10 protein-coding genes are annotated in these 12,987 nt (G+C 60.0%); 7 read left to right on the forward strand and 3 right to left on the reverse strand.

Annotated elements, in window-relative coordinates; translation table 11 throughout:
* Window positions 1-91 precede the first annotated feature (91 nt).
* A complete protein-coding gene (queA, locus tag ACSQ36_RS02145; protein ID WP_436180752.1) occupies window positions 92-1,144 on the reverse strand; it encodes a tRNA preQ1(34) S-adenosylmethionine ribosyltransferase-isomerase QueA in 1,053 nt (350 codons plus the stop codon).
* 370 nt (window positions 1,145-1,514) lie between these two features.
* Here queA and recG point away from each other — a divergent pair, with 370 nt between their 5' ends.
* The 7 genes from recG (at window position 1,515) to ACSQ36_RS02180 (ending at window position 11,270) form a co-directional block, all read left to right on the forward strand.
* A complete protein-coding gene (gene recG / locus ACSQ36_RS02150; protein WP_436180753.1) occupies window positions 1,515-3,755 on the forward strand; it encodes an ATP-dependent DNA helicase RecG in 2,241 nt (746 codons plus the stop codon).
* A 595-nt stretch (window positions 3,756-4,350) separates the two neighbouring features.
* A complete protein-coding gene (locus ACSQ36_RS02155) occupies window positions 4,351-5,310 on the forward strand; it encodes a hydrogen peroxide-inducible genes activator (RefSeq protein ID WP_213765867.1) in 960 nt (319 codons plus the stop codon).
* Between the two features lie 360 nt (window positions 5,311-5,670).
* Window positions 5,671-7,164, forward strand: coding sequence for a catalase (locus ACSQ36_RS02160; protein ID WP_436180754.1), 1,494 nt, complete (start codon window positions 5,671-5,673; stop codon window positions 7,162-7,164).
* A gap of 80 nt (window positions 7,165-7,244) precedes the next feature.
* Complete coding sequence (locus tag ACSQ36_RS02165; RefSeq protein WP_165086332.1) at window positions 7,245-7,415, forward strand: hypothetical protein; 171 nt, start codon at window positions 7,245-7,247, stop codon at window positions 7,413-7,415.
* A gap of 155 nt (window positions 7,416-7,570) precedes the next feature.
* Window positions 7,571-8,062: a Dps family protein gene (locus ACSQ36_RS02170; RefSeq protein WP_213765869.1), complete on the forward strand. Its 492-nt coding sequence runs from the start codon at window positions 7,571-7,573 to the stop codon at window positions 8,060-8,062.
* 372 nt (window positions 8,063-8,434) lie between these two features.
* Window positions 8,435-9,295 carry a 4-hydroxybenzoate octaprenyltransferase gene (gene ubiA, locus ACSQ36_RS02175; protein WP_436180755.1) on the forward strand — a complete coding sequence of 287 codons (861 nt, stop codon included), beginning with the start codon at window positions 8,435-8,437 and terminating at the stop codon, window positions 9,293-9,295.
* A gap of 340 nt (window positions 9,296-9,635) precedes the next feature.
* A complete protein-coding gene (locus tag ACSQ36_RS02180; RefSeq protein ID WP_436180756.1) occupies window positions 9,636-11,270 on the forward strand; it encodes an Ig-like domain-containing protein in 1,635 nt (544 codons plus the stop codon).
* Between the two features lie 132 nt (window positions 11,271-11,402).
* Here the strand turns inward: ACSQ36_RS02180 and proC are convergent, their stop codons facing one another.
* Window positions 11,403-12,215, reverse strand: coding sequence for a pyrroline-5-carboxylate reductase (proC, locus tag ACSQ36_RS02185; RefSeq protein ID WP_436180757.1), 813 nt, complete (start codon window positions 12,213-12,215; stop codon window positions 11,403-11,405).
* A gap of 26 nt (window positions 12,216-12,241) precedes the next feature.
* Window positions 12,242-12,946, reverse strand: coding sequence for a YggS family pyridoxal phosphate-dependent enzyme (locus ACSQ36_RS02190; RefSeq protein ID WP_436180758.1), 705 nt, complete (start codon window positions 12,944-12,946; stop codon window positions 12,242-12,244).
* Window positions 12,947-12,987 lie beyond the last annotated feature (41 nt).

A 12,987-nucleotide genomic window follows, 5' to 3' on the forward strand; every position in this document is an offset into this window, starting at 1 on the left:
AAACAGTCCGGCGCAGATCGGTGAGACGTGTTGTGGGTTCGTACGCGGCCACGATGATACGCGGCGCGTGCTGCGTTGCAGGCAGGGTTCTTTAAGCCGCCGCCTGCCGCGTGAGCAGCATGGCGTCACCGTAACTAAAGAATCGATACCGCTCCTCAATCGCATGCGCATATGCCGCGCGGATCGCATCCATGCCGGCGAATGCTGAGACCAGCATCATCAGCGTGGATTTCGGCAAATGGAAGTTCGTCACGAGCCGGTCGACTACGCGAAACTGGTATCCCGGCGTAATAAAAATGTCCGTCTCGGCACTGGTTTCCGCGAGCGGCCGGCCAGCTTCGGCGGCGTCGCGGGCGGCGGCTTCGAGCGCCCGCAGCGAAGTCGTGCCGACCGCAATTACGCGATTTCCCCGCGCTTTCGTCGCCGTGATCTTGTCCGCCAGTTCCTGCGGTAGCCGATACCATTCGCTATGCATCTTGTGGTCCGCGAGATTCTCCACGCGCACTGGCTGGAACGTGCCCGCGCCCACGTGCAGCGTCAGCGTTGCGCGCTCCACGCCGCGTGCGTCGAGCGTGGCAAAGAGCGCCGGGTCGAAGTGCAGGCCGGCGGTGGGCGCCGCGACCGCGCCGGGGTTCGCCGCGTAGACCGTCTGGTAGCGGGTTTCATCGAAGGAATCGGGATCGTGTTCTATATACGGCGGCAGCGGGAGGCGGCCATGTTGCTCGATCAGCGTCAGGCAATCGGCGGGGAAATGCAGCGTGTAGAACGGTTCCACGCGTTCACCGACCGTGACCTCGAATGCATCGGCGAGAATCAGTTTCGTGCCCGGCAACGGACTTTTGCTTGCCCGGATCTGCGCGAGCGCGGTCGTCGCGCCGGTCAGCCGCTCGACCAGCACCTCGATACGGCCACCGCTGGCCTTCTGGCCGAGGAACCGCGCCTTCAGGACTTTGGTATCGTTGAACACGAGCAGGTCGCCGGGTTCGAGCAAGTTGGGCAGTTCGGTGAAATGGCGATCGGTAAAAGCGGCCGTCTGCGTGCGGTTATCCACGTCGAGCAAACGGCTCGCGCTGCGCTCGGCGAGCGCCGTTTGCGCGATCAGCTCGGGCGGCAGATTAAAATCGAAGTCGGAAAGCGTGAACATGGGGAAAGCAGGTCGATGCGCGATGAAACGCGCGTTGTTTTGGCCAGGCGCTTGGCAAGGCGGCGCGGGTAGGCGCAGGTTCAGTGCGTTAGTGCAGGTTTCGCGGGACGGCGGTCTGATCGACCGTTACGACGGCTTCAAATAGCGTCGCGGCCTTGCGAAAATCCGCCGGGCCGCTTGCAGATCACGCCTCGGAACGCGCCGGGAAGCCGTTGGTTTCGCGGTTGCGTCCCATACGGCCGATGAGCAGAAACCTGTCGCCGACCGCATGTTCAGGCGCTTTAACGAACCCGCACATGCCGCGCGGCGAGCGGATGATGACTGCATCGCCGTGCCGAACGAAGCCGATATTGTACTTTGAAGAGATTAGATGCCCTTGTCCGACCGCCGTTTGCTCGTTGCTCCCGACGCTGAAGACGCTCCCGATGCAGCCGGTGAACCCGACGCGCCTGTTCAAAAGCGCAAACGCGGGCGCGCGGCGGGCGCGAAAAAACTCGCGGATCTGGAGATCGCCGCTGACAAGGTCCAGCCGCTAAAACCCGCTGCCGCGCCGCCCAAGCCCGTCGATAAACTCGCCAAGCTCGGCCTGAAATCCGATATTGATCTCGTGCTGCATCTGCCGATGCGTTACGAGGACGAAACCAGCATCACGCCGATCGGCCATCTGATTCCCGGTGACAACACGCAGACTGAAGGCGTGGTGTTCGACAACGAGATTGCGTACCGGCCGCGTCGGCAGTTGCTAGTCAAGATTCAGGACGACGCCGGCGACGAACTCACGCTGCGGTTTCTCAATTTCTACGGTTCGCAGGTCAAGCAGATGGGGATCGGCGTGCGCCTGCGGGTTCGCGGCGATGTGCGCGGCGGCTTTTTCGGCATGGAGATGGTGCATCCGGTGGTGCGTCCGGTGGATGAAGACACGCCGCTGCCGCAAGCGTTGACGCCGGTGTATCCGAGCACGGCGGGGGTATCGCAGGCGTATTTGCGCAAGGCTATCGACAGCGCGTTGTCGCGGGTTCATCTGCCGGAGTTGCTGCCCGAAAAAATCGCCCGCGCGCATCTAAAACCGCTGAACGTTCCCGCGTTGCTCGATGCCGTGAAAACCTTGCATCACCCGCACGCCGATTCCGATGAAAACGCGTTGATCGACGGTACGCATCCGGCGTGGACGCGTATCAAGTTCGAGGAATTGCTCGCGCAGCAGTTGTCGCTCAAACGTGCGCACGAGGAGCGCCGCACGCGCGCCGCGCCGGTGATGCCCCGGTTACAGGATGTGCCCGAATCGCTGGTCGCGCGGTTTATCGGCACGTTGCCGTTCAAGCTGACCGGCGCGCAGGAACGCGTGTGCACCGAGATATCCGGCGAACTCATGTTGCCGCACCCGATGCAGCGCCTCTTGCAGGGCGATGTGGGCAGCGGCAAGACCATCGTGGCCGCGCTCGCGGCCGCGCAGGCTATTGATGCTGGTTATCAGGCGGCGTTGATGGCGCCGACAGAAATTCTTGCCGAGCAGCACGCGCGCAAGCTGCGTGCTTGGCTTGAGCCGTTGGGCGTGACGGTGGCATGGCTTGCCGGCAGTCTGAAGGCGAAGGAAAAACGTGCGGCGCTGGAAGCGGCGGCATCGGGGGCGGCGCAGCTTGTGATCGGAACGCACGCGATCATTCAGGACGCGGTGGAGTTTGCGCGGCTTGGGTTTGTGATCGTCGATGAACAGCATCGGTTTGGTGTGGCCCAGCGGCTTGCGTTGCGGGCCAAGGCGCACAACGCTGCGGATGGCGTGCACAACTTCCAGTCGCATCAGCTGATGATGTCGGCCACGCCGATTCCGCGGACGCTTGCGATGACGTATTACGCGGATCTGGATGTATCGACGATTGATGAATTGCCGCCGGGGCGCACGCCGATCCTGACCAAACTTGTCGCTGATAACCGCCGGGAGGAGGTGATTGCCCGTGTGCGCGAGGCGGCGCTGACGGGGCGGCAAGTGTATTGGGTGTGTCCGCTGATTGAGGAAAGCGAGACGTTGCAATTGCAGACGGCGGTGGAGACGTACGAGACGCTTGTAGCCGCGTTGCCGGAACTGCGCATTGGGCTGGTGCATGGGCGTTTACCGCCGGCGGAAAAGGCTGCCGTCATGGATGCGTTCACGCGTGCCGAGGTCCAGTTGCTGGTCGCGACGACGGTGATCGAAGTGGGGGTGGACGTACCGAATGCGTCACTGATGGTGATCGAGCATGCGGAGCGTTTTGGTTTGGCGCAACTGCACCAGTTGCGTGGCCGTGTGGGGCGGGGCAGCGCGGCTTCGGTGTGTGTGCTGATGTATGCCGGGCCATTGTCGCAGACAGCGCGTGCTCGTTTGCAGACGATGCGTGAAACCACTGATGGTTTTGAAATTGCGCGTCGCGACCTGGAGATTCGTGGTCCTGGCGAGTTCCTTGGTGCGCGTCAGTCGGGAGCGGCGATGCTACGTTTTGCGAGTCTGGAAAATGATGGCTGGCTGATTGAACCGGCGCGGGCGGCGGCGGACCAGATGCTGGCCCAGTTCCCGGAGGCGGTGACGGACCATCTGGCGCGGTGGCTTGGTGCGCGTGAGCAATATCTAAAAGCGTGAAACGGGTTTTTGGTTCGCACCGGTCGGGATTGGCGACGTGGTTGTTCTTCTGTGCGTGTTTATCTGGAGGGGGGGTGTCCGCGGATAGCGCGGGGTGCCCCTTTGGCAGGTTCAATCACTGGTGGCGAAGCGTGTGGGTATCGGTGTTCGGAGAAGGAGGGGTTCACACATCCTTCGCTCTGGCGAGCACCGTGCTTTTGGGGCACCTATGAATGAAAACTGCACGCTGTGGACACTTAGGGTAGCGCGGTTTGAAAGCGTTTTCTTTGCTTCGTTTCTTTGTCGCTTTGGACAAAGAAATGACGTGCCGCCACGCACAGTGGCTAATAGTGATAAAGAGAAAATCCGAGTCAGGCAGACCACTAAGGCCGAAAGCACCAACCCGGCATTGACCCCGACCGCTAACCCCGGACCCTAGCAACCCGGCACCCACCCCAACCCCATCCGCCCCACCCCGAACCCCACCAAAACATCCCGTCCACCGGTGCGAACGAAAACCCTTTGAAGAACTCCAAACCCCACCGCGGGTTGGCGAATCCCCCCGACGGGTGTATAAGTCAAATCCTATCGATTCAATGACTCTGATTGGCCCCTAATGACCTTAACCGAATTGAAGTACATCGTTGCGGTGGCGCGCGAGCGGCATTTTGGCCGTGCGGCCGAGGCGTGTTTCGTGAGTCAGCCGACCTTGTCGGTAGCAATCAAAAAGCTGGAAGATGAACTGAACGTGCAGATTTTCGAGCGCGGCACCAGCGAAGTCAGCGTCACCCCAATTGGCGAACAGATCGTTACGCAAGCGCAGCGCGTCCTCGAACAAACCCTCGCCATCAAGGAAATCGCGAAGCAGGGCAAGGACCCGCTGGTCGGGCCGTTGCGCCTGGGCGTGATCTACACCATCGGCCCGTATTTGTTGCCCACGCTCGTCAAGCAGATGATCAAGCGCGTCCCGCAGATGCCGCTGATGCTGCAGGAAAACTACACGCTCAAGCTGATCGAACTGCTGAAGCAGGGCGAAATCGACGTCGCCATCATGGCACTGCCGTTTCCCGAAACCGGCCTGATGGTGCGCGCGTTGTTCGATGAACCCTTCGTCGTCGCGATGCCCGCCGGCCATCCGTGGGAAAACCGGCCCAAGATCAATGCCGACGACCTGAAGCTGGAAACCATGCTGCTGCTGGGCAGCGGCCATTGTTTCCGCGATCACGTGCTCGGCGTGTGTCCCGAGTTGATGCGTTTTTCGCAGAACGCGGACGGAATCCAGAAGACGTTCGAGGGTTCATCGCTGGAAACCATCCGGCACATGGTCGCCAGCGGCGTTGGCATTACCGTGCTGCCGCGGATGTCGGTGATGGAAGTGAAACCGCATGCGGGCGGCGTGGATGCCGGTTTGCTGAGCTACGTCCCCTTCAATGACCCGGTTCCGGACCGGCGCGTCGTGCTGGCGTGGCGCAAGAGCTTCACGCGGATGCCGGCTATCGAAGCTATTTGCGATGCAATCGCTGCCTGCAATATTCCAGGCGTTACGCGGCTAGAGTTGCCCGCCGCCGTCAATTAACGGCTTCATAGCCGCTTTTTAGGTCCAACCGCGCCCCTGGCGGGCGCGGATTCCGGCCCCATTTCTCCGTTCTTCGAAGCCCGGCATCGTTGAAATTTGCTCGGCCTATCGCATAGATAAAATTAATTGAATTCGATATTCGAATAGTGTTTGCTATTCTTAGCTTCATGGATCGGCCCCGATCCGCCAGAACAACACCGGAGGAAGCCATGACGCTGATTGCCCGCCAGGCCACGCAATTCACTACGACTTTTCGCGAAGCCAAAGGCGTTCTGGTGGACGTGCTAGCCAGTTTCGCTCGCACTTGCTGAACTTCCCCGACATAACGTTTCGTCCCAGACAAATTTCACGGAGCAATCGATGACCAATCGCATCCTCACCACTGCAGCAGGCGCGCCAGTCGGCGATAACCAGAACTCGATGACTGCTGGTCCGCGCGGTCCGATCGCGCTGCAGGATTTCTGGCTGATCGAGAAGCTCGCGCATTTCGACCGTGAGGTGATTCCTGAGCGCCGTGTGCACGCCAAGGGGTCGGGCGCGTTTGGCACGCTCAAGGTCACGCACGATATCTCCCGTTTCACGAAAGCGAAGGTGTTCGCGGAAGTCGGCAAGCAAACGCCGTTGTTCATGCGCTTTTCGACCGTTGCCGGCGAACGCGGCGCGGCTGACGCCGAGCGCGACGTGCGTGGTTTCTCGATTAAGTTCTACACGGAAGAGGGCAACTGGGACGTGGTCGGCAACAACACGCCGGTGTTTTTCATCCGCGACCCGCTGAAATTCCCTGACTTCATCCATACGCAAAAGCGTGACCCGTACACCAACATGCGCAGCAACGTGGCGGCGTGGGACTTCTGGTCGCGGCATCCGGAGTCGTTGCATCAGGTCACCATCCTGATGAGTGATCGCGGGATTCCGAAAAGCTACAGGCAGATGCATGGTTTCGGCTCGCACACGTATTCGTTTATCAACGCGGACAACGAGCGCTTCTACGTGAAGTTCCACTTCAAGTCGCAGCAGCCGCTCGAGAATTTCACCGATGCCGAAGCCTCAGCGGTAGTGGGTAGCGACCGGGAAAGCGCGCAGCGCGATCTGGTCGACAACATCGATCGAGGCAATTTCCCGAAGTGGAATTTCCGCATTCAGGTGATGACGGAAGCTGAAGCGGCAACGTACCGCATGAATCCGTTCGATATCACGAAGGTCTGGCCGCACAAGGATTTCCCGCTGATCGACGTGGGCACGATCGAGTTGAATCGCAATGCGGGCAATTATTTTGCGGACGTCGAACAGGCGGCGTTTTCGCCGGCGAACGTGGTGCCGGGTATCGGCTTCTCGCCGGACCGCTTGTTGCAAGGGCGTTTGTTCTCGTACGGCGATGCGCATCGGTATCGGCTTGGCATCAATCACCATCAGATTCCGGTGAATGCGCCGAAGACCGCCGTGCAGAATTCGTTTCATCGCGATGGCGCCATGCGTACCGACGGCAACAGCGGCAGCCGCGTGAACTACGAGCCGAACCGCTTCGGCGACTTCGCGCAGGACCCGAGCGTGAACGAGCCGGCGTTGGCGGCGGGCGCGGTGGAACGTTACGACCATCGTGAAGACACGGATTACTACAGCCAGCCGGGCGCGCTGTTCCGTCTCTTCGACGACGCGCAAAAGCAGCGCTTCTTCGGCAACATCGCACGGCACATTTTCGGCGTGCCGAACGAGATCGTCGCGGTGCAGATCGAGCACTTCCGCCGTGCCGATCCGGCCTATGCAGCGGGTGTTGTCGCGGCGCTGGCGGCGTTGGGCCAGAAGGTTGAAACGGTTGAAACGGTTGACGCGAACGCCGAAGCCGCAGTGAAGTAAGCAGGGTGGGACGCGAACTCAGCAATGCGCCGACTATGCGTCCCGTCTGATTTGACATGCTGAACTCAAGGAGAACGACGATGACACAAGCGATCATGACACTCGAACGGGCGGTGAGCGGTATCGAGGCGAAGAGTCTCAATGCGTCGCGCGGCGTACGGCTCGCGATCGGTTTTGGCATCGTCGCGGCGAGTTACGCGGCGGTGATTATCGAAGGATTGCATGGCGTTGGTTTCGCCGGATTGTCCTGAAGACGCGTCGTATTGACGCGCCCGATAGCCCTTGTGGCCCGCCTCCATGGCGGGTCGCACCGCGCTTCTAAGATAAACTGACGAACGCTCGGCGGCCACGGAGCAGCTTCACCCGGGCTTGCCCGCACCGTTCGTATCACTCTCACGGAGTCACTATGGCGAAGAAAATCGCATCACCGGCTGTGAACATCGGTATCAGCGACAAAGATCGCAAGAAGATCGCCGATGGCTTGTCGCATCTATTGGCCGATACCTACACGCTGTATCTGAAGACCCATAATTTTCACTGGAACGTCACGGGGCCGATGTTCAACACGCTTCACCTGATGTTCGAGGGGCAATACACGGAACTGGCGCTGGCGGTGGACTCCATCGCTGAACGCATTCGCGCGCTGGGTGTGTACGCGCCGGGTAGCTATCGCGAATTCGCGAAGCTGTCGTCCATTCCCGAAGCCGATGGCATTCCGGCAGCCGAAGAGATGATTCGCCAATTGGTGGAAGGTCAGGAAGCGGTCGTGCGCACCGCGCGCGCGATTTTCCCGCTGACGGATAGCGCCAACGACGAACCCACCGCCGATCTGTTGACCCAGCGCATGCAGATTCACGAGAAGACTGCGTGGATGTTGCGCGCGATGCTGGGGCAGTAAGGGTTTGAGTTGATCGTCATGGATTAAACGTGGCGGATGTAATGGAAGAAGCCTCGCGTTCAGTAGAAAGCGGGGCTTTTTGGGTTTTGGGGTTTCTCGTCAATGCGCGGGCTGCAGATCATGGTGCGGGTTGAGCATCGCCTGTCCGCGAGAACCGGCGCGAAGCCGGGACCGCTGAGTCGAAGTGTAAAGGTGGTCGAGGTTCCACCCTCTCGAATGGGCGGCCAAGCAACAACCCCGGCGGTTTCCGTGTCTGGCCAGGCGCTATCAACGTTGCAGGTCGGGCCGTCCACGTTGACTACGATGGAAACGAGCAGTGAATCTCCGCTGCCTTAAAATGCTGTCATCACCATTTGCCGCCGCCCGGTTCCCATGTTCGCTCGCCTCCCGCTCTATCTTCGCCTCGTCCGCATGGACAAGCCTATCGGCAGCTTGCTGTTGCTGTGGCCGACGCTGAACGCGTTGTGGATTGCATCGAACGGTCATCCGTCGCCGATCCTCCTGCTGATCTTCGTGCTCGGCACGTTGCTCATGCGCTCGGCGGGTTGCGCGATCAACGACTACGCCGACCGCGACTTCGATAAACACGTCAAGCGCACCGAAAACCGGCCGATCACGTCCGGCAAGATTGCTGCATGGGAAGCCGTGGAGTTGGCGGTGGCGTTATCGTTGATCGCGTTCCTGCTGATCCTGCCGCTTAATACGCTGACGAAAGAACTCTCGGTGTTCGCGCTTTTCGTCGCGGGGAGTTATCCGTTCACCAAGCGGTTTTTCGCGATTCCTCAGGCGTATCTGGGTATCGCGTTCGGCTTTGGCATTCCAATGGCTTTTGCCGCCATCCAGGACCACGTGCCCGCGCTCGCGTGGATCATGCTGGCGGCGAACGTGTTCTGGTCCGTTGCCTACGATACCGAATACGCAATGGTCGATCGCGACGATGACATCAAGATCGGCATCCGTACATCGGCGCTGACGTTCGGACGCTTCGATGTCCTCGCGATCATGCTTTGCTATGCCGTAACGCTCGCGATCTACGTGTGGATCGGCTTGGCGCTAGGGTTCAGCGCGTTGTACTGGGTCGGCTGGGCAGCGGCGGTGGCGTGCGCGATTTATCACTACACCCTCATCAAGAACCGCGAACGCATGCCGTGCTTCGCCGCGTTCAAACATAACAACTGGCTTGGCGGCGTTCTGTTCGCCGGGATTGCGGCGCATTACGCGTTCATGCGGTAAGGCCTCGCATCTTCTTCACGCCGAACTCGCTCGTATTTTCCACCGGGCGTTCTACGGCACCTATTCGCTGAGTTCGCTTCGTCGGCGTGACAACCGTCTGCTTGCGCAGCGCTGGCCTATCGATCTGCTTGCGCACTGGCTCGCTTGCATCGATCTCATTCACGTTCGGTTGTATTTGGGATTTATCCGATATTTCGACGTGTCACTGCGCCTCAGAATCGTTTCGCAAATCGAAACGTTCAACGGTATTAAAACGAAAATCGATTTTGTGGAGCGCGAGCCGCGCCGTTTGTCGGGCGCGGCCGCGTTAATTGTCAGCGCACAGAGGTAATAAAAAAACATGTCGCAAGTCCCCAACAGCAATCAAACCCTCGTCAACGCAATCAGCGACCCGATCACGCTGCCGCCGGCGCCTTATAACCTCGGCCTGGCCGAGCACACGCCCGACGGCATCGAGAATTTCGTTTCCGGCGAAACGACGAGCGACGCGACCCCTGTTCTCGCGTTCATCTCGATCGTGGGCGACACCTACTCGCTCTACGACAATGGCGTGCTAGTCGGCACGCAAGTCCCCACCGGGATTAATACGGGCTGGGCCTTGCCGACGCTGTCGGATGGCGTGCATAACCTGACCCTGACGTACGTCACCCCCGACGGGGTCACGAGCGCGCCATTGAACGTCAGTTTCACCGTCGATACGTCGGTGCCCGCAGCACCCGTCATCACGAGCGTAGTCGATACAGCCGGTCCGCTGGCAGGCAACGTGGCGCCGGGCGGCCTTTCGACCGATGGCCAACCTGCTATCAACGGTACCGGCCATAAGGGCGACACGATCAGCGTCTACGACAATACGACGCTGCTCGGCACGACCACCGTCGGTCAAGACGGACAGTGGCACTTTCAGCCGGCAGCGCCGTTGTCGAACGGCGCCCACAACTTGAACGCGACTGAAACGGGTCTTACGGGGACGAGCGTAGCTTCGGCTAGCTATCCGTTGAGCGTTACCTACATCATGATCACCGGGGTTCATGACGCGAATAACCAGCCCGTTTCCGACGGCGGCACGGCAAACGGTGCATTGACCATTACCGGTTGGCTTTCCGATCCAAGCATCGCGGCCAATGGAGTTACCCTCGACGTTAAAGGCGGAAGTCTGAGTCAATGGAACCGAATGGTGGACGTTCCGCTTGTCGTCACCGGCAACACGTTCACCGTCACTCTGTCGAAGGACACGTTCACGGGCCTTCAAAACCCGAGTTATCTCGGCAGCGGGACCTTCTCGTTTGGGGTTGAAGCGTCTGGAAGCATGGGTCATGTCATGACAATGACGGATCCCAGACTGACCTACACTGTCACCGACAATTTCGACGCCACGGCTCAAAGCGTCGCTGCGACGCACGTCGATACCTCGCTGGCGGTGAATGACACCGCGGTGCTCGCCGCTCAGTCGCCCGCTGCGCTTCATGCTGTTGTTGGGGACCACGACACATTCAAGGGGGGTGCGGAGAACACCACGGTTGACCTGAATGCAGATCCCGCATCCTATTTCACCCAAGCCGCAGCGCATATCCAGGGGGGCGCCGGTGGTATCGACACGCTTCATCTGACTGGCGATCATCAGGTTCTGGAGCTCACGTCGCTAACCGGTCACACGGCGGCGGCGAAGGTTTCCGGCATTGAAGCGATCGATCTTGGCGGTGCACACAACGCACTCAAACTGTCGCTGGTCGATGTCCTCAACCTTGGAGAGACGGATCTGTTCCAGAAGGACGGCAAGCAGCAAATGTTGGTCAGCGGTTCGAACGGCGACTCGGTCGATTTGTCGAATTCCCACGTTGCGGGCGTGACCGATGGTCTTTGGCAGCAGGAAGGAACGACACAAGTAAGTGGCGTGACTTACAACATATACGAGCACTCAGGCGCTCATGTGGAGCTGCTGGTCCAGCAAAGCGTGCAAGTTTCGTTGCACGCCTGACGTTAATTCCTAGCGCAAGGCGAGCCGTTCGTCACTGATTCGTCGAACGGCTTGCAGGCCGAAAAAATGCCGTTGCGGAGCAGTTCCGCAACGGCGCTTTTGTTGTGCATCCGACCCGGAAATGTCAGCTTTTCAAGCCTTCCCCAACTCCTCGCCCATTGCCTTCGCCCTTGCATCCGCCGCCAACGCGCCGCGGACGATTGCGTCCTTAACCCCCTGTGCATCGAAGGAAGCGAGCGCGGCCGCTGTCGTGCCGCCTTTCGATGTCACGCGTTCTCGCAACACGCTCGCTGGTTCGCCCGATTGCGCTGCCAATTGCGCCGCGCCGGTAAACGTAGCCACAGCAAGCGCACGCCCTTGCTCCTCGTCCATGCCAAGTTGGCGCGCCGCTTCCTGCATCGCTTCGATGAAATAGAACACGTACGCCGGACCGCTGCCCGAAATGGCGGTGACGGCATCGATCTTCGCTTCGTCGTCGAACCAGACGATTTCACCTACCGCTTCCAGTACCTTCGATGCCAGCGCCTTCGCTGCACTATCGACACCCGGCAGCGCAGCCAATCCCGTCACGCCCATGCCGATCAGCGCCGGCGTATTCGGCATGGTGCGCACGATCTGCGTATAACCGCCGAGCCAGCGCGACAAATCGGCGGCACGAATGCCAGCCGCAATACTGATCACCAGTTGCTTCGACAACACCGGCTGCAAGGCCGCTGCTACGTCCTTGAGCACTTGCGGTTTGACGGCAAGCAGGATGGCGTCGTAGTCCGCCAGTTTCGAATCGACCGCCACGCCCGTCGCAATACCGAACTGCTTTTCAACGCGTTGCCGCGCCTCCTCGCCAGGATCGACGACATACAGATCCGCAGCCGCAACGCCGCGCTTGATCAAACCGCCAATAAGCGCGGATGCCATGTTGCCGCCACCGATAAACGCAATTTTCATGATGAAGTTGACGTGGTCGAGAAGAGTTAATGAGAGTAATCACGCGTGCCGAAGATAGCCGTGCCGATACGAACGATGGTCGCGCCTTCGAGAACGGCGGCTTCAAGATCCGCTGACATTCCCATGGAAAGCGTGTCGAGTTCAAGGCCGTCCGCGCGCAATGTGTCCATGATTTCGCGCAGACGCCGATGCGGCTCGCGTTGTTCATCGAGTGTGCTGGCCGGTTCGGGAATGGACATCAAACCGCGCAACCGTAGATGAGGAAGCGCGGCAACCGCACGCGCGAGCGCCAGCGTTTCGTCTGGTGTTACACCACTTTTCGACGCCTCTCCGCTCACGTTCACCTGCAGACAGACGTTAAGCGCGGCCATATTGTCGCCGCGCTGGTCAGACAAACGCTCGGCAATCTTGAGCCGATCGACCGAATGCACCCAGTCAAAATTCTCGGCGACTACTTTCGTCTTGTTCGATTGCAACGGTCCGATGAAATGCCACTCGATCTCGCCGCGCAACTCCGCCAGCTCAGCAATTTTCGCGACCGCTTCCTGCACGTAGTTTTCGCCGAACGCACGCTGTCCTGCGTCGAAAGCCGCGCGAACATCTTCTGCAGGAAAGGTCTTCGATACCGCGAGCAACGTGACCGCTGACGCGTCGCGCGAAGCATCAGCCGCCGCTTTCGCGATGCGCTGACGGACTTCGTCGAGGTGACGGGCTACATGAGAGGAGGACATGGAATCGGACGCCGCAAGGTGAGTAAGCAGAGGTCCGATTA

It is taken from the genome of Caballeronia sp. LjRoot34, from assembly GCF_964253815.1.
GTDB lineage: Bacteria > Pseudomonadota > Gammaproteobacteria > Burkholderiales > Burkholderiaceae > Caballeronia.

What these genes read in the sequence shown, in the direction of transcription:
- queA (WP_436180752.1), bottom strand. Translation starts at nt 1,144, where the DNA reads ATGTTCACGCTTTCCGACTTCGATTTTAATCTGCCGCCCGAGCTGATC.
- recG (WP_436180753.1), top strand. Translation starts at nt 1,515, where the DNA reads ATGCCCTTGTCCGACCGCCGTTTGCTCGTTGCTCCCGACGCTGAAGAC.
- ACSQ36_RS02155 (WP_213765867.1), top strand. Translation starts at nt 4,351, where the DNA reads ATGACCTTAACCGAATTGAAGTACATCGTTGCGGTGGCGCGCGAGCGG.
- ACSQ36_RS02160 (WP_436180754.1), top strand. Translation starts at nt 5,671, where the DNA reads ATGACCAATCGCATCCTCACCACTGCAGCAGGCGCGCCAGTCGGCGAT.
- ACSQ36_RS02165 (WP_165086332.1), top strand. Translation starts at nt 7,245, where the DNA reads ATGACACAAGCGATCATGACACTCGAACGGGCGGTGAGCGGTATCGAG.
- ACSQ36_RS02170 (WP_213765869.1), top strand. Translation starts at nt 7,571, where the DNA reads ATGGCGAAGAAAATCGCATCACCGGCTGTGAACATCGGTATCAGCGAC.
- ubiA (WP_436180755.1), top strand. Translation starts at nt 8,435, where the DNA reads ATGTTCGCTCGCCTCCCGCTCTATCTTCGCCTCGTCCGCATGGACAAG.
- ACSQ36_RS02180 (WP_436180756.1), top strand. Translation starts at nt 9,636, where the DNA reads ATGTCGCAAGTCCCCAACAGCAATCAAACCCTCGTCAACGCAATCAGC.
- proC (WP_436180757.1), bottom strand. Translation starts at nt 12,215, where the DNA reads ATGAAAATTGCGTTTATCGGTGGCGGCAACATGGCATCCGCGCTTATT.
- ACSQ36_RS02190 (WP_436180758.1), bottom strand. Translation starts at nt 12,946, where the DNA reads ATGTCCTCCTCTCATGTAGCCCGTCACCTCGACGAAGTCCGTCAGCGC.